General features: G+C 53.7%; 15 protein-coding genes. All 15 read right to left on the reverse strand.

The annotated features are described in order from the left end of the window. Positions 1–11: 11 nt before the first annotated feature. The gene (atpD, locus tag IFU29_RS18830; protein WP_062744102.1) at positions 12–1,394 is read right to left on the reverse strand and encodes a F0F1 ATP synthase subunit beta; all 1,383 of its coding nucleotides are present in this window, start codon (positions 1,392–1,394) and stop codon (positions 12–14) included. 63 nt (positions 1,395–1,457) lie between these two features. Next, positions 1,458–2,327, reverse strand: a complete 870-nt coding sequence (gene atpG, locus IFU29_RS18835; RefSeq protein ID WP_062744103.1) for a F0F1 ATP synthase subunit gamma — start codon at positions 2,325–2,327, stop codon at positions 1,458–1,460. Between the two features lie 54 nt (positions 2,328–2,381). Further along, positions 2,382–3,923, reverse strand: a complete 1,542-nt coding sequence (gene atpA, locus IFU29_RS18840; protein ID WP_062744104.1) for a F0F1 ATP synthase subunit alpha — start codon at positions 3,921–3,923, stop codon at positions 2,382–2,384. Between the two features lie 14 nt (positions 3,924–3,937). After that, positions 3,938–4,471 carry a F0F1 ATP synthase subunit delta gene (atpH, locus tag IFU29_RS18845; protein ID WP_191935262.1) on the reverse strand — a complete coding sequence of 178 codons (534 nt, stop codon included), beginning with the start codon at positions 4,469–4,471 and terminating at the stop codon, positions 3,938–3,940. 11 nt (positions 4,472–4,482) lie between these two features. Beyond that, the gene (gene atpF, locus IFU29_RS18850) at positions 4,483–4,953 is read right to left on the reverse strand and encodes a F0F1 ATP synthase subunit B (RefSeq protein ID WP_062744106.1); all 471 of its coding nucleotides are present in this window, start codon (positions 4,951–4,953) and stop codon (positions 4,483–4,485) included. 99 nt (positions 4,954–5,052) lie between these two features. Continuing rightward, a complete protein-coding gene (atpE, locus tag IFU29_RS18855) occupies positions 5,053–5,292 on the reverse strand; it encodes a F0F1 ATP synthase subunit C (protein ID WP_003849523.1) in 240 nt (79 codons plus the stop codon). Positions 5,293–5,342: 50 nt separating this feature from the next. Continuing rightward, on the reverse strand, positions 5,343–6,158 hold the full coding sequence (gene atpB, locus IFU29_RS18860) for a F0F1 ATP synthase subunit A (RefSeq protein WP_062744107.1): 816 nt from the start codon (positions 6,156–6,158) through the stop codon (positions 5,343–5,345). Positions 6,159–6,166: 8 nt separating this feature from the next. Further along, positions 6,167–6,547, reverse strand: coding sequence for a F0F1 ATP synthase subunit I (gene atpI, locus IFU29_RS18865; protein WP_062744108.1), 381 nt, complete (start codon positions 6,545–6,547; stop codon positions 6,167–6,169). 825 nt (positions 6,548–7,372) lie between these two features. Further along, positions 7,373–7,993: a 16S rRNA (guanine(527)-N(7))-methyltransferase RsmG gene (gene rsmG / locus IFU29_RS18870; RefSeq protein ID WP_191935263.1), complete on the reverse strand. Its 621-nt coding sequence runs from the start codon at positions 7,991–7,993 to the stop codon at positions 7,373–7,375. A 44-nt stretch (positions 7,994–8,037) separates the two neighbouring features. Continuing rightward, the gene (gene mnmG / locus IFU29_RS18875) at positions 8,038–9,927 is read right to left on the reverse strand and encodes a tRNA uridine-5-carboxymethylaminomethyl(34) synthesis enzyme MnmG (protein ID WP_118665135.1); all 1,890 of its coding nucleotides are present in this window, start codon (positions 9,925–9,927) and stop codon (positions 8,038–8,040) included. A gap of 465 nt (positions 9,928–10,392) precedes the next feature. Beyond that, positions 10,393–10,833, reverse strand: a complete 441-nt coding sequence (mioC, locus tag IFU29_RS18880) for an FMN-binding protein MioC (RefSeq protein WP_191935264.1) — start codon at positions 10,831–10,833, stop codon at positions 10,393–10,395. Positions 10,834–11,091: 258 nt separating this feature from the next. Next, positions 11,092–11,553 carry a transcriptional regulator AsnC gene (gene asnC, locus IFU29_RS18885; protein WP_062744112.1) on the reverse strand — a complete coding sequence of 154 codons (462 nt, stop codon included), beginning with the start codon at positions 11,551–11,553 and terminating at the stop codon, positions 11,092–11,094. Between the two features lie 123 nt (positions 11,554–11,676). Continuing rightward, positions 11,677–13,836 (reverse strand): 5-histidylcysteine sulfoxide synthase, encoded by a 2,160-nt coding sequence (gene ovoA / locus IFU29_RS18890; protein ID WP_191935265.1) that lies wholly within the window; start codon positions 13,834–13,836, stop codon positions 11,677–11,679. 62 nt (positions 13,837–13,898) lie between these two features. Continuing rightward, the gene (gene viaA / locus IFU29_RS18895) at positions 13,899–15,359 is read right to left on the reverse strand and encodes an ATPase RavA stimulator ViaA (protein WP_191935266.1); all 1,461 of its coding nucleotides are present in this window, start codon (positions 15,357–15,359) and stop codon (positions 13,899–13,901) included. Continuing rightward, positions 15,356–16,849 carry an ATPase RavA gene (gene ravA / locus IFU29_RS18900; RefSeq protein WP_191935267.1) on the reverse strand — a complete coding sequence of 498 codons (1,494 nt, stop codon included), beginning with the start codon at positions 16,847–16,849 and terminating at the stop codon, positions 15,356–15,358. Before ravA ends, viaA begins: the two co-directional genes overlap by 4 nt. Positions 16,850–17,059: the final 210 nt, after the last annotated feature.

A 17,059-nucleotide genomic window follows, 5' to 3' on the forward strand; every position in this document is an offset into this window, starting at 1 on the left:
AGAAACCAGAATTACAGTTTCTTCGCTTTTTCCACGGCTTCTTCGATAGAACCCACCATGTAGAAAGCCTGCTCTGGCATATGGTCGAATTCACCTTCCATGATGCCTTTAAAGCCACGGATGGTATCTTTCAGCGACACGTATTTGCCCGGTGAACCAGTGAAGACTTCTGCCACGAAGAACGGCTGGGACAGGAAGCGCTGCATCTTACGAGAGCGTGCTACCACCAGTTTGTCTTCTTCTGACAGTTCGTCCATACCCAGGATGGCGATGATGTCTTTCAGTTCCTGATAACGCTGCAGCAGTGACTGAACGCCACGTGCAGTGTCATAGTGTTCCTGACCAACAACCAGTGGATCCAGCTGACGGCTGGTAGAATCCAGTGGGTCAACCGCCGGGTAGATACCCAGGGAAGCGATCTGACGGCTCAGTACCACGGTTGCATCAAGGTGCGCAAAGGTGGTGGCTGGTGACGGGTCAGTCAAGTCATCCGCAGGGACGTAAACGGCCTGTACAGAAGTGATTGAACCGGTTTTGGTTGAGGTGATACGTTCCTGCAGAACGCCCATCTCTTCCGCCAGCGTTGGCTGATAACCTACCGCAGAAGGCATACGACCCAGCAGAGCGGAGACTTCCGTACCAGCCAGGGTATAACGATAGATGTTATCGATGAACAGAAGTACGTCACGACCTTCGTCACGGAACTTCTCAGCCATAGTCAGGCCGGTCAGCGCAACGCGCAGACGGTTTCCTGGTGGCTCATTCATCTGGCCATAGACCAGGGACACTTTATCGATAACGTTGGAGTCGGTCATTTCGTGGTAGAAGTCGTTACCCTCACGAGTACGCTCACCTACGCCCGCAAATACCGAGAAACCTGAGTGCTCTGCCGCGATGTTACGGATCAGCTCCATCATGTTTACGGTTTTACCCACACCGGCACCACCGAACAGTCCCACTTTACCGCCTTTGGCAAACGGACACATCAGGTCGATAACCTTGATGCCGGTTTCCAGCAGTTCCTGAGAGTTAGACTGATCTTCGTATGAAGGTGCTGCGCGGTGAATTGCCCAACGCTCTTCTTCGCCGATGTCGCCTTTCATATCGATTGGCTCACCCAGCACGTTCATGATACGGCCCAGTGTTGCCACACCAACAGGTACTTCGATCGGGTGCTTCAGGTCAACCGTTTCCAGGCCACGCTTCAGGCCATCGGAAGAACCCATGGCGATGGTACGAACCACGCCGCCGCCCAGCTGCTGCTGAACTTCCAGCACCAGACGAACATCACCATTTTTAACCTCAAGGGCGCTGTACACTTGTGGTACTGCGTCCTGAGGGAATTCGACGTCAACTACGGCGCCGATTACCTGGACAATCTTTCCAGTAGCCATCTTGAATCCTCTACCTAATTCGTTTATACCCCGCCCGCATGAAACGCAGCAGGGTATACCTGGTTAAACCGCGGAGGCCCCACCGACAATCTCGGTAAGTTCCTGGGTGATGCTGGCCTGACGAGCCTTGTTGTATACCAACTGCAGCTCTTTGATCAGGTTTCCGCCGTTATCGGTCGCGGCTTTCATCGCCACCATTCGCGCGGCCTGCTCGCTGGCCAGGTTTTCAACAACACCCTGGTAAACCTGAGACTCGACGTAGCGACGCAGTAATGTGTCCAGCAGCGCTTTCGGATCGGGTTCATACAGATAATCCCAGGTACTCTTCTTCACAACGCCTTCCGCATCATCTGCTGGCGGTAACGGCAGCAGCTGTACGATCTGTGGAGACTGAGACATGGTGTTGATAAATTTGTTGCTGACAATGAACAGCTTGTCGAGACGGCCTTCATCGTAAGCTTGCAGCATCACTTTGACCGGGCCAATCAGGTCAGACAGGGCAGGTTTATCGCCCATACCGTTTACCTGAGCAACAATGTTGCCACCGACAGAACTGAAGAATGACAGACCTTTAGAGCCAATAATCGCCAGATCGCTCTCGACGCCTTTATCAGCCCAGGCTTTCATATCCGCCAGCACTTTTTTGAACAGGTTAATGTTCAAACCACCACACAGCCCGCGGTCGGTAGATACGACCAGATAGCCAACGCGTTTAACGTCACGCTCTTCCAGGTATGGGTGCTTGTATTCCAGATTACCTAACGCAATGTGACCAATCACTTTGCGCATGGTCTCTGCATAAGGACGGCTGGCCGCCATGCGTTCTTGCGATTTACGCATTTTGGAGGCGGCGACCATTTCCATCGCTTTGGTGATCTTCTGCGTATTTTGCACGCTGCCGATCTTACTACGTATCTCTTTTGCGCCGGCCATAAGCTTCTCCTCAAAGCCTTGCGGCCTGCCCCCGAAAGGACAGGCCGCCAGACATTACCAGGACTGGGTTGCTTTAAACGTTTCGAGGAGGCCTTTCAGCTTCTCTTCGATTTCGCCGTTATAGTTACCAGACTGGTTGATATCAGCCATCAGCTCTGCGTGATCGCGATCGGCAAATGCCAGCAGTGCCGCTTCGAAGCTACCGATTTTCGCCAGTTCGACGTCATTCAGGAAGCCGCGTTCAGCAGCAAACAGTACCAGACCCTGCTGTGCGACAGACATCGGCGCATACTGTTTCTGTTTCAGCAACTCGGTCACTTTCTGACCATGGCTTAACTGTTTGCGGGTGGCTTCATCCAGATCGGATGCGAACTGAGAGAACGCAGCCAGTTCACGATACTGTGCCAGCGCGGTACGAATACCACCGGACAGTTTCTTGATGATCTTGGTCTGAGCAGCACCACCAACACGAGATACCGAAATACCCGGGTTAACCGCCGGACGAATACCGGAGTTAAACAGGTTGGTTTCCAGGAAGATCTGACCATCAGTAATCGAAATTACGTTGGTTGGAACAAACGCAGAAACGTCACCCGCCTGGGTTTCAATGATAGGCAGCGCAGTCAGTGAACCGGTTTTACCTTTAACTTCACCGTTAGTGAAACGCTCAACATAGTCGGCGCTCACACGAGAAGCACGCTCCAGCAGACGGGAGTGGAGGTAGAACACGTCGCCAGGGAAGGCTTCACGGCCTGGTGGACGACGCAGCAGCAGAGAAACCTGACGGTAAGCAACAGCCTGTTTAGACAGGTCATCGTATACGATCAGTGCGTCTTCACCACGGTCACGGAAATATTCGCCCATCGCGCAACCGGCATACGGTGCCAGGTATTGCAGTGCAGCAGACTCTGATGCGGTCGCAACCACAACGATGGTGTTAGCCAGCGCGTTGTGTTCTTCCAGCTTACGTACCACGTTAGCGATAGTAGAGGCTTTCTGACCGATAGCGACGTACACACATTTGATGCCTGAGTCGCGCTGGTTGATGATCGCATCGATCGCCATCGCGGTTTTACCGGTCTGACGGTCACCGATGATCAGCTCACGCTGGCCACGGCCGATTGGAATCATTGCATCGACAGATTTGTAGCCGGTCTGTACAGGCTGGTCGACTGACTGACGATCGATAACGCCAGGTGCAATCACTTCGATCGGTGAGAAACCGTCGTTGTCGATTGCGCCTTTACCATCGATAGGTGCACCCAGGGTGTTCACCACGCGACCTAACAGGCCACGGCCAACCGGTACTTCCAGGATACGGCCAGTACACTTCACCTTCATACCTTCGGCGAGGTCAGCGTATGGGCCCATCACCACTGCACCTACAGAGTCACGCTCCAGGTTCAGTGCGATTGCGTAACGGCTGCCCGGCAGGGCAATCATCTCACCCTGCATCACATCGGCCAGGCCGTTGACGCGGATGATACCGTCACTTACAGAAACGATAGTACCTTCGTTGTGAGCTTCGCTCACTACATTGAACTGAGCAATGCGCTGCTTGATCAGTTCGCTGATTTCGGTGGAATTCAGTTGCATATGCTCCAGTCCCCTTAAGACTGCAAGACGTCTGCGAGGCGTTCAAGACGACCGCGTACGCTGCCGTCAATGACCATATCACCCGCTCGGATGATTACGCCCGCCATTACAGACTTATCAATTTTGCAATTCAGCTTAACTTTGCGTGACAGACGTTTCTCCATCGCGCTGCTGATTTTGGTCAGCTGTTCGTCGCTCAATGCTGTGGAAGAGATAACTTCAACCTCAGCGGTCGCATCATGTGCGGCACGCAGTTGGATGAACTGTTCCAAAACATCGGCAAGCGCCGGCAAACGTTTGTTTTCAGCCATCACCTTAATCAGGTTCTGACCGGCTTCGTCGAGTTGGTCACCACAGATTGCGATGAACGCTCCAGACAACGCTTCCGGCGCCAGAGCGCCGGAAAGAAGTTCGGATACCTGTTCATTGCCAGCCACTTCGGCGGCAAACGCCAGCATTTGCTGCCAGCGATCGATACTTTGATGTTCAACCGCAAAGTCAAAAGCGGCTTTAGCGTAGGGGCGAGCTACGGTAGTAAATTCAGACATCAGCCCCTCCCTTACAGTTCAGCGACCAGTTTATCAACGATGTCGCTGTTAGCAGCTTCATCCACGGAACGTTCAATGATTTTCTCGGCGCCGGCAACAGCCAGCATCGCGACCTGCTTGCGCAGCTCTTCACGTGCACGTTTGCGTTCGGCATCAATTTCTGCCTGCGCCTGAGTGACGATCTTGCTACGTTCCTGCTCAGCCTCAGCTTTCGCTTCGTCCAGGATCTGCGCACGGCGTTTGTTCGCCTGCTCGATGATGACCTGAGCGTCTTCTTTCGCTTTCTTCAGCTGATCGGTCGCATTAGCCTGCGCGAGATCCAAATCTTTCTTGGCACGTTCAGCGGAAGCAAGGCCTTCGGCAACTTCTTTCTGGCGCTTTTCGATAGCGGCCATAAGCGGCGGCCATACGTACTTCATGCAGAACGCTACAAACAGGATGAACGCGATAGCCTGGCCGAGGATTGTTGCGTTAATGTTCACAGCACAATGCCTCTTGTTAAGTTAACGTTTTCTGCCGCTGTCACTAACAGCGGCAGAAGCCGTTCATCGCCATACTGACACAGCGATGAACAAACGGTTTTACGCGACAGCAAACATCACGTACAGACCCAGACCAACAGCGATCATCGGGATTGCATCCACCAGACCCATTACAACAAAGAACTGCGTACGCAGCAGAGGAATCAGATCCGGTTGGCGTGCGGCGCCTTCCAGGAATTTGCCTCCGAGGATGCCGATACCGATCGCAGCACCGATTGCCGCCAGGCCCATCATCACAGCGGCAGCCATGTACAGCAGATCCATATTCAGGTTTTCCATGACAGTCTCCAGTTTGTTTCAGTTAAAACGCAGTAGTGTTGAGAAAAAAATCAATGTTCTTCAGATGCCATCGACAGATAGACAATCGTTAAGACCATGAAAATGAAAGCCTGCAACGAGATGATCAGTATGTGGAAAATGGCCCAAGGCACATTCAGAATCCACTGTGACCACCACGGCAACAGACCGGCAATCAGGATAAAAATCAATTCCCCCGCATACATGTTTCCGAACAGTCGCAGACCCAGGGATACCGGTTTGGACAGCAGGCTCACACCTTCCAGAATCAGGTTGATCGGAATAAACACAGGGTGGTTGAAGGGTTGCAGAGTCAGCTCTTTCGTAAAGCCGCCAATGCCTTTCATCTTGATGCTGTAGAACAGAATCAAAATAAATACGCCAAGGGCCATCGACAACGTGACATTCACGTCAGCAGAAGGCACCACACGCAACGCTGGCAGACCCAGATAATGCTCACCGATATACGGCAGCAAATCGATAGGCAGCAAGTCCATGAAGTTCATCAGGAACACCCAGACAAAAATCGTCAGAGCCAGCGGAGCGATAAGTTTGCTTTTACCGTGGTACATGTCGCGCACGTTGTCGTCAACGAAACCAACAACTAACTCAACAGCGGCCTGTAATTTACCTGGTACGCCACTGGTCGCTGATTTCGCCACTTTGCGAAACAGCACCAGGAACACCAGTCCCAGCACCACAGAGAAAAACATGGAGTCGATATTTAATACCCAGAACGACGGAGCGTCGTGCGGATTCACTAGCTCGAAGGTACGCAGGTCAAGCTGAAGGTTTTTCAGATGATGACCTATGTATTCTTGCGGCGTAGAGATTTCTCCTGCAGCCATGATGCCTCTTACCCTTTGTTGTTAATTACAGCCGGTGCGACGATTTGCACAATCAGCACCGATAACCAGGCCAGTCCCAGCGGCGTAAACGCCGCCTTAAACACTCCCAGCGCCACAATAATCACGAGAATCGTAACGAGAACCTTTAGCGCTTCACCTAACGCAAAAGTCCAGGCAAGCCGCCCCGTCACTTCGTGCCCCGCCTGGTGACGCCAGGCAAAAATCATAAACAACACGTTTGGCAGCCAGGCTGCCAGTCCACCCGCAAGGGCGGACACGCCCCAGGTCAGATCTTTAAGGGCAAACAGCGCACCGATTACGACGAAGGTCACCAACTGTAACAACAGGATGGTTCGGGCAAATTTCACTCTGTAAAGGGACACTGACATGACGCTGAAACTCTCCTGCCCCGATGGGGGTATGTCGCGTGTCGTATAAAACTGCCTTTGCTCTTTTGAGTCAAGCAGCAAAAACCGTGCAAATTATACGGTGCGCACCTGTGATTTCAATCGATAAGTAGAGAAAAGGTGAACAATTATTTAAATTTCTTTCCAGCAACCTATTTTCCAAAACCAATGACAAAGGAAGCTTATCGACTTTTTCCTGCAATGCGCGACATTCCTTGCTTGCAAAGCGTGCGGAAGATCACAAATTAGTAATGTAATGGAGAACAATTAAACAGACATCTGGATGAATCTGAGTGACATCTAATTTAAAAATTCTATAAATTCATAAGGATAGTCGCGTTATTTGTAAAAACAGACGCTTATCTTGATTAAAAGGTCTTGTTGACATCTGTAGCAAATATTTAACATCAAGCAGGCCGTTACTTACGCCAATTTATCAGGAAGAGATATTTTCGTCGGTGACTATTTTCACCCTAAAATATCGGAAGAAATATGACTCAAGTGATAACTAAATGTGAAAATAACGTTAAATGTAACAGAGATTGTCAGAGAATGACTGACCCGTGATTTAACCTGATGGTAACAGCTCCGTCCAGGCAAATTTTCACAAAAAACATCCCCAGGACCGCACATTAGGAATACTCGTACTAATCTCAGGGTTCTTCCACACAAAAAAACCATATAATTTCAGTGGTTAACTATGAATTAAATCTGCACATAGGCCCACTGTAATTGGGGTTTTACCGTAAAATAAACCCGCCAGCGGTGAAAAAACAGGCTGACGGGCACAGACATTACGACCCTGACTCATCGACTGGGGACAATTACCACCAGATGCCGCTCACCTTCCAGCTGTGGAACGCGTAGCGGACTGACATTTTCCACCCGAAAACCGGCAGGTAAGGTGGCGATTTCATCTGCTGGCATAACGCCTTTCAAGGCATAAAAACGTCCCTGGCTGCCCGGCAGATGGTGGCACCAGTTCACCATATCGGTCAGCGAGGCAAAAGCCCGGCTGATCACGCCATCAAAGGGGGGCTCGGCGGGAAAGTCCTCTACCCGGCTTTGTACCGGCTCAACATTGCTCAGCTTCAACTCATGCTGCACCTGCTTCAGGAAGCGGACACGCTTGCCCAGGCTGTCTAGCAGCGTAAAGTGCGCCTGAGGGCGGACAATGGCCAGCGGGATACCTGGCAGACCAGGCCCTGTGCCGACATCGATAAACCGCTCCCCCACCAGATGCGGCTCCACTACAATGCTGTCAAGAATATGGCGGATGAGCATCTGCTCCGGATCGCGTACTGACGTCAGGTTGTAGGCTTTGTTCCACTTATGCAGCATGGAAACGTACCCAACCAGCTGCTCTTTCTGCTGATCGGACAGGGATATTTGCGCGCTTTTCAGCAGGGCGGAGAGTTTATTAATCACGAAGAGGTCCTGTAGGGTCGGGCAAGCCCGACCCGAATGTCAGGTCAGGCGCTTTTGCGCAGCAGGCCCTGTTTTTTGAGGTAAATAAGTAAAATTGAGATGGCGGCCGGCGTAATACCGGAAATCCGTGATGCCTGACCAATCGATCCCGGTTTGTGATCGTTCAGTTTGGCGATCACTTCGTTAGACAGGCCACTCACCTGACGGTAATCGAGATCCACAGGCAGGAGGGTGTTTTCGTTACGCAACTGGCGATCGATCTCTTCCTGCTGCCGGACGATGTACCCTTCGTATTTGACCTGAATCTCAACCTGTTCTGCTGCCTGTGGATCGGCCAGCGCCGGACCAAAGCTGCTAAGTGTCATCAGATTCTGATAGGTCATCTCCGGACGGCGCAGCAGATCTTCGCCGCTGGCTTCTTTCGTCAGGCCGGCGCTCAGTAGCGTATTGACCTCTGTCACGCACTCTGACTTCGGGTGCACCCAGATATCGCGCAGGCGCTGACGTTCAAGCTCAATACTTTCCAGCTTCTCGTTAAAGCGTGCCCAGCGGGCATCGTCCACCAGACCCAGCTCACGGCCTGCCGCGGTCAGACGAAGATCGGCATTGTCTTCACGCAGCATCAGACGATATTCAGCCCGTGAGGTAAACATGCGGTACGGCTCTTTGGTGCCAAGGGTGCAGAGATCATCAACCAGCACGCCGAGATAGGCCTGGTCACGACGCGGTGCCCAGGTTTCTTTGTCCGCAGAGAGACGACCGGCGTTCAGGCCCGCCAGCAGGCCCTGAGCGGCCGCTTCCTCGTAACCGGTGGTGCCGTTGATCTGTCCGGCAAAGAACAGACCCTCGATAAATTTGCTTTCCAGCGTGGGCTTCAGATCGCGGGGATCGAAGAAATCATACTCAATGGCATAGCCAGGGCGCACAATTTTGGCGTTTTCCATTCCCTGCATTGAGCGAACGATCTGCATCTGAACATCAAACGGCAGACTGGTAGAAATGCCGTTAGGATAGATTTCGTTGCTGGTCAGGCCTTCCGGCTCAAGGAAGATCTGGTGTGCGTTACGATCGGCAAAGCGCATCACCTTGTCTTCGATCGACGGGCAGTAACGTGGTCCAATGCCTTCGATCACACCGGCATACATCGGGCTGCGATCGAGGTTATTGCGGATCACATCATGGGTTTTCTCGTTGGTGTAGGTGATGTAGCACGGCACCTGCTGAGGATGCTGGCTGACATTGCCCATAAACGAGAATACCGGCATTGGCGTATCGCCATGTTGCGGAGCCAGTACGCTGAAATCAATGGTGCGGGCATCAATGCGTGGCGGTGTACCGGTCTTCAGACGTCCGACACGCAGAGGCAGCTCACGCAGACGCTGTGATAACGAGATCGACGGCGGATCGCCTGCACGGCCACCGCTGTAGTTATCCATTCCGATATGAATTTTACCATCGAGGAACGTGCCGACAGTCAGTACAACGGCTTTGGCACGGAACTTCAGACCCATCTGGGTGACAGCACCCACGACACGATCGTTTTCGACAATAAGATCCTCGACCGCCTGCTGGAAGATCATCAGGTTAGGCTGATTCTCCAGTGCGGTGCGAACAGCCTGCCGGTACAACACGCGATCGGCCTGAGCACGGGTCGCCCGTACCGCAGGTCCTTTGCTGGCGTTTAGTATCCTAAACTGAATACCGGCCTGGTCAATGGCATGGGCCATCAGCCCACCCAGTGCATCCACTTCTTTTACCAGATGTCCTTTCCCGATGCCGCCGATCGCCGGATTGCAGGACATTTGTCCCAGCGTGTCGATGTTATGGGTTAATAACAGGGTTTGTTGACCCATACGGGCAGCGGCCATCGCGGCTTCCGTTCCCGCATGACCACCACCGATTACGATGACGTCAAAAGGATCTGGATAAAACATGGTACTGCACCTCGCGGTTTGTGCGAATTAAGGGAGTGTTGCTGAGGGCGTGGATTCTACTCAACTTTAGACGATGGCGAAAGCGCCGGGATCTTCGTGTATTAAAAAGAAGATCTTTTTTATTTAGAGATCTCTTTATTAGATCTTCTATTAGGATCGACGATCTCTGTGGATAAGCCTTTTTTGCTGATAAGGATCAACTAATTAGAGAGGATCATTAGCTGTGAATGATCGGTGATCCTGCGCCGTATAAGCTGGGATCTAAATGGCATGTTATCCACAGGTACCGGCAAGTACCAAAGTTGTTATTGGGATAAACACCGGTTATTACCGGGTATTGAGCTATGTTATCCACAGTTGGATGCGTTAAAACCAGGCTAAAAAGAGCAATATTTACAAAACTCAGAGCCAGAAAAGCATTTTTTTGCGGATCGGATCGACGATCGCTTGCCGATCCCGTCCGAATTAGATCTGTTTTTCCCAACTTTCGACCCACACGCCTGCAGGATCTTCCGGAATCTCATGCTGCAGTACATCGATATCCAGACGATCGCCGATACGCTGTGCGCCCAGCGAGATCAGCAGCTGGTCAAACTGTTCAATGGCACCGCAGAAAAGATCGTATTCCCGGTTACCCAGACCGACCGCGCCAAAGCGAAGATGGCTCAGATCGGGCTGCTGTTCCTTTATGGCATCAAACAGCGGCTGAATATTGTCCGGCAGTTCGCCTGCACCGTGTGTAGAACAGACCACAATCCAGATGCCTTCCGTCTTCAGCTCTTCCAGCTCAGGCCCGTGCAGGGTTGCTGTGGTATGCCCTGCCTCTTCCAGCTTCTCAGCCAGGTGATCCGCTACATATTCTGAGCTGCCTAAGGTACTGCCACTGATTAAGGTAATGTCGGCCATGATGGGATCCCGGAGTCATTGAGGGCAGTATTGTACTCTGTGATCACCCTGGGATCTACCTGTGGAAAAGTAGGGGATTTATGATGAATGATGGGAGGCTATCTTAGTTGCCATTTTCGATCCGGGCAGGGCTCAAAATCCTCACGTACGCCTGTACGCTCCGTTTTTTGTGCGCCGGCCGTTTCAAAACTGACTGTGACGAAACACATCGCGATGAAAAAGTGAAAATACTCTGCTGTGGATAACCTTATGCACCGATCACGGTTTTATCGTGCGCATAATTGGGTTCTGCAGGGAAATCAGGGTTTCGGTTGACTGGATTTCGTCGATGGTCTGGATCTTATTGATCAATACCAGCTGCAGGGCATCGATAGACCTGCACATGACTTTGATGAAAATGCTGTAGTGACCGGTGGTATACCAGGCTTCCACCACTTCTTCCAGCTGCTCCAGCTTCGCCACCGCAGCCGGGTAGTCCCTCGCGCTTTTGAGGATAATGCCAATAAAACAGCAGACGTCATAACCCAGCTGTTTAGGGTCGATCTCCACGCGCGTACCCTTGATGATCCCTGCCTGTTTCATCTTCTCGACGCGGACGTGGATGGTCCCCGGGCTGACGTTAAACTGCTTAGCCAGCTCGGCATAGGCAGTACGGGCATTTTCCATCAGCGCATTCAGGATCCCGCGGTCGAGGCTGTCGGGCTGCATATTGTCAGGCATGGTGGCTCTCTGATTGAATTACTCACAATGAATAGCATGATAATGTGCGGGATCATGAACCTAATGGCAATCGGCGTGAGAACAGGACAGCGGGCACCGGAGGGCACCCGCTGTGAGGCAGGATTAGCGTTTACGCCACAGCGTCAGTTGGGCAACGGTATGCTGATATTTTCGCGCGGTTTCACGAATGACAAACGGCACATCCTGCGCCGGTGCGATCTCTTCAAAGTCTGCGGCCAGCAGTCGCTGCAGGGCCTGATACGTCGAGAGTGCTTCGCCATTTTCCCGGATCCCGCCCAGCCAGTTTTCTTTAGGTGTGAACTCTTCCAGCCAGGTATATGGCGAGGAGAGGACCAGCACGCCGCCGGTACGGATCATCCGCGTGATGTCCTGCAGAAAACGCTGTGGCTGGCGCAGACGGTCAATCAGGTTGGAAGCCAGCACCAGGTCATAAGGCTGTGCCTGAGGTTTCAGGTTGCAGGCATCTCCCTGCAGGAACTGAATGCGACTGGCCTGTTCAGGGCCGAGACCAATATCCTTCAGTCTTACCTGGCGGTATTCCACCAGCTCACCCTCTTCCTGAGTGACATAGCGGAAGTCTTCACCGCTGGTCAACTGCAGGGCCACATCGATAAAGCGCGCGGAGTAGTCCATGCCCACCACCTGGTCGAAGTGACGAGCCAGTTCAAAGCTTGCCCGGCCGGTAGCACAGCCGATATCCAGCGCCCGCTCGCGACGGCTGGTGACACCGCAGGCGATCTCCACCAGTGCCTTCGCATAGTTGGCAACGCCGAAATATTCCGGCCCATACTGGAAGTCGAGATACTGCGACACCATGCTGTCGGTTTCGTACGGGTTACTGACCATGCTTTCCTGATGGTCTGATACCACGTAACGGAAACCGGCGTGCTGGAAGAAGTGGCGGCGGAACGCATAGCGTGCCGACTTCAGTGCTTCATTACCGGTTGAAATCCAGCTTCCCCCTTTGATCTGCGCGTGCTTACCGTCAAACGTCGGCGTAGAGAAGTCATCGTATAAGGGATGAACGCGGAAGCCTTCAAAGCCGTTAATTGGTGTCGTGGTCCACTGCCAGACGTTGCCGACCAGGTCGTAAAAGTCACCCTGGGCAAACCGATCGACCGGGCAGGAGGAGGCCCAGCGGGAAAGGTTGATATTGCCTGGCGCATCGTTCCAGTCGGGCTGATCGCCGTCTACCTTTTCCCGCAGCAGCATCCATTCGCTCTCTGCCGGTAGCTGGACTGACTGGCCGGTAATTTCCGCCTTCCAGCGGCAGAAGGCAGCCGCTTCCAGCTGGTTAACTTCAGCAGGCCAGTCCCAGGGCATCGGCACTTCTTCAGCCAGCAGCCTTAACTTAAGTGCATCCGGCTGTGCAGCACTGCCGACCCAGAAGGTGGGCTGGCTGGCCTGGGCGAATTCACGCCAGTTCCCGCCTTCATCATCCCACCAGCGCGGCGTCTGATAGCCTCCTGCCGTTACAAACTCATAGAACTCCGCATTGCTGACCAGCATTTTGCTGGCCTCAAAGGCGTTCACCACACTGATACGGCTGCCGTACTCGTTATCCCAGCCGTAAGTGTCATCGGTTTTACCCAGGACAATCTGTCCGCCAGCCACCGGGATCAGGCTGTTGTGCGGCACGGTCTGACGATCGCTACGGGCATCCGGACACGCCGGCCAGTGGGGCTGAGGTTTTACCCATGCCAGCGGTAACTGACGGATCAGCACGCTGGAGGTTTCCAGATGGATGCGCTCATGTTCAATCCCCATCAGCACCACCCAGGCCGGGCTGTCCCAGCCAATGGGCAGCGTCAGCGGCATTTCACGAATAAACTGTTCAATGCGCACGCGCACTTTGCCACGGTAGTCGCGGAGTTCGGCAACCGACGGCCAGGCGTAGTGGCTGTTATCAAGGTCATCCCAGCTCATCTCGTCCACGCCAATCGCCATCATCGCTTCGATACCGTCGTCAAGCCGGCTGTCGATAAGACGGCCCGCCATCAGCTTGTTAATGTAGAAGGTGGCGGTATGGCCGTAATAAAAGATCAGCGGGTGACGCAGCGAAATGGCCTTCGTCGTCCACGCCCGTTCATCTGCCAGGCAGTCAAACAGGCTTTCATATAACTCCCACGTTTGGCGGAAGTAGTTGAGCAGCTCCTGACGTTTTTGTTCTGGATCGTTGCCGCTTAACAGCGGCGTGCAGGTTGGCGCTGGTAATCCTGTCTGGTGTTGTTGCAAAGTCACGTGGTGCTCCCATCTTGCCATCTGGCTAAAGCGTATACATCACTATAGCAAATAAGCTTTGCGGGACGAGGCGAAAGACGGGGTTAGCGTTTCCAGCGGCGAAGCAGGCGGCTTTTCAGCCCGGTATCGAAACGCCAGATATGGTCGAAGATACGCATGATGCCGGGTTTTCCATGATCGGACATGGCAACGGCATGGAAGCGCTGAAGCTGCTGACTCTGGTGGTCGCGTACGCGTTTAACCAGCGTATCGGGCAGGCGCTGGGCGATAAAGTCAGAAAGGATAACTGCATCCGCATCCTGCCACAGCGGGCCGGCAAGTTTTTGCAGTACCGCATCGAGGCAGGCGGCCAGATCGGTGCCGCCGCGAAAACGCTGGCTGAGAAAACGAATGGCCTGGCTGATACCATCTTCTGCCGTCAGCTCATAGCCAACGACCTCGTGAGCGAACAGCATGATGTAGCAGCGACGGTTATCCGCCAGCGCGACTTTCAGCAGGGCCAGGCAGAACGCTTTGGCGCAGCGCTCGTTAAAGCCGCCCATTGAGCCGGACGTATCAACGCAGATAATAAACGGACCGCGCGGCTGTTCATCGTGATGCTGGTGGGCCACCGGGCGCAGCGTGACTTTGTCATGCCAGCTCTCACCCTGCAGACGGTAGGTCAGCAGGCGTTTTTCCACCAGGCGTCGGTAAAATTCCATCTCCAGTTCGCTGATGCCTAGCGTCGCCAGCTCCGGCGGCAGCAGGCGCAGAATATCGTCACTCTGATGAAGCCCGTTGACCTCTTCCGGTACGCTTTCCGGCTCACGTACCAGCTGGTGGAAGACCTCCGGCGGAGCTTCTTCTGACCGTACCGCCTTTGCTTCACGGCTGCGGCCCAGCTGTTCCGCCAGTTTCAGCAGCTCCGGCTGGCTGGCGAGAAAATCGCCATACTGCACGATAAGCTGATAGTCGCTGCGCTGGAGCGAACTGCGGGTCAGATCCCACAGCCGGCCGGCGGCGGCGTCGTCATCACCGGTCAGCACCGGCGCAAGCTGGCCGCTCATTGCCAGCCGCTGTTGCAGTTCGGCCAGCAGCCTGTCGCGTTCACGATCGAGCAGTTGCTGGTTAAGCGTCAGCGTTTGCAGCGTCAGGCTCAGTCGCCAGCGCTGTAAAAAAAGCGTTTGCCGGGCGCTGTTGAGCGGCTGCCCCTCATGACTGTCGACCAGCGTTCGCGCTTTTTCCGCAAACGGCGAGTGCTGTTGTTCGAGCCAGCTCAGCAGGGCGGGCATCTGTGCGCTGAAATCGGGCAATCGCAGCGTCTGACACTGCTGAAAGCGGCTGAATTCCTCCGCCAGATCCTCCGGCACCGGAGTGGATTTTATCTGTTGCAGGATCTCTGCCTTCCAGTGAGGAAGGTCGCGGGTAAGCGCGTTTTTCAGTTTGGGAAATTTTTCAAAAAAGGCCACCAGCTGGGGGGACGCCAGCAGCCCGATCACCAGCTCTTCAATCAGCTCATTTTCGCTGACCGCCAGAAACATACTCAGGGTATCAAGGGAGATCACTGCCGCGCCTGCTTCAGCTGCTCTGCCACCTGTTGCAGGCTCTCTTCCACGCGCGCCAGCCAGTCATCGCTGATGAACAGGCAGCGGTGATGCTGGCTGAACAGGGTGCGCTGGGCGCGAAGCTGAGTCTCTAATTCATCCAGTGCCAGCGTAATCTCTTCCGGCAGTCCCTGCTGAGGTTTTCCCGGCAGCATCAGGCGGGTGGCCTGCAGGCTGACATCACGCAGGGTCAGACAGTCCTGGCCATCGACGTGCAGATCCAGCGTCTGGGCAAAGCCAATCCCATTGAGCTTCCCGCGGACTTCCCCGCCTTTCTGCAGCCAGTGGTGCAGCGCCTCACGGGCGAGGGTGATGTGCGTGACCTGAATCTCGTGCAGGGTTAGCGGTTTTTGCAGCATCAGCGTTAACGCATCTGCGGCCAGCGTGGCGGGAAGGTCAAAGTGCGGTTTGCGGCTGAACATCCCGCCATGTTTCTCCAGGCGGATCGCCTGTTCGACGCTTTGCTGCTGCTGCAGGGCCAGACGGCGGGTATTAATTTGCTGGAGTCTGAACAGCATGGGCTGCTGCTGCCAGGCCTGCTGGGTGATCAGGTTATCCAGCTCACGATCCAGCAGCTTCATTGATCCGACGTCATGCCACAGGCAGTCTTTCAGCAGGATCAGATCGATGGGCGCGATGGTGTTGCGGCCGCTGTAGAAGGCGCTGGCCTGCAGCAGATGAATAGCTTTTTTCCAGCGACGATCCGAAATATAGGGGGCTTCAGGCTGATTTTCCAGGCACTGACGCAGTTGAAAAATCAGCTCAAAAACATCATCGGGCAGGCTGACTTTGCTGATACCCTGCTGCCATTCAAGATACTCTTCATCGCTGATGCAGAGTGAATCAGAGACCGGATTTTGATTCTCGTCCTGCTGGTGGGTGAGCAGGCTGCGGAAGTTCTGTTTTTCGTGAACATTGTCCAGCCACAGCCGGATCAGCATACGGTCATACAGGGCTTCCAGTCCGCTGTCGGCCTCCGGCAGTTCATTGGAGGCGGTGACCAGCAGGCGCATCGGGATTTTTTCTTCGCTGTCACCGTTACGGAATCGGCGTTCGTTAATTGCCGTCAGCAGCGTATTCAGAATGGCCGGGCCGGCTTTCCAGATTTCGTCGAGAAACACGATCTCCGCATCAGGCAGATAACCTTTCGTCAGACGCTGGTAGCGCCCTTCGTCTTTTAGTGCCTGAATAGAGAGGGGGCCAAACACTTCTTCCGGGGTGGAAAAGCGCGTCATCAGGTATTCAAAAGCGCGTGAATGCTGGAAAGCAAACTTGAGTCGACGGGCGATCAGGCTTTTAGCAATGCCCGGTGGGCCGAGTAAAAAGACACTTTCGCCGCACAGCGCGGCGAGCAGGCAAAGGCGAATCGCATGATGGCGTTCGTAAAGTCCTTTCTCTAAGGCATTGCTGAGGCGGGCGATGCGTTCCGCCAGTAATTGAGAGTGGGCCATAATCAAACATTCATCCTTTTTCTACGGTCAGGCCAGATTGCTGTCTGGCGAGCGCAAACACTACTGGCTATGATGCTTGAAAGAGTTGATTGCAGTCAGCTTTTTTATTATCAAAGGGTGACACTGACCATTGATGTTGTCATTTAACCGGCAATTAAGGATAGGCATTCATGCTTAATCGTGCATACTGTGCGCGTTTTGACGGGCCGT

The organism is Erwinia persicina, assembly GCF_014838825.1.
Lineage (GTDB): Bacteria > Pseudomonadota > Gammaproteobacteria > Enterobacterales > Enterobacteriaceae > Erwinia > Erwinia persicina_A.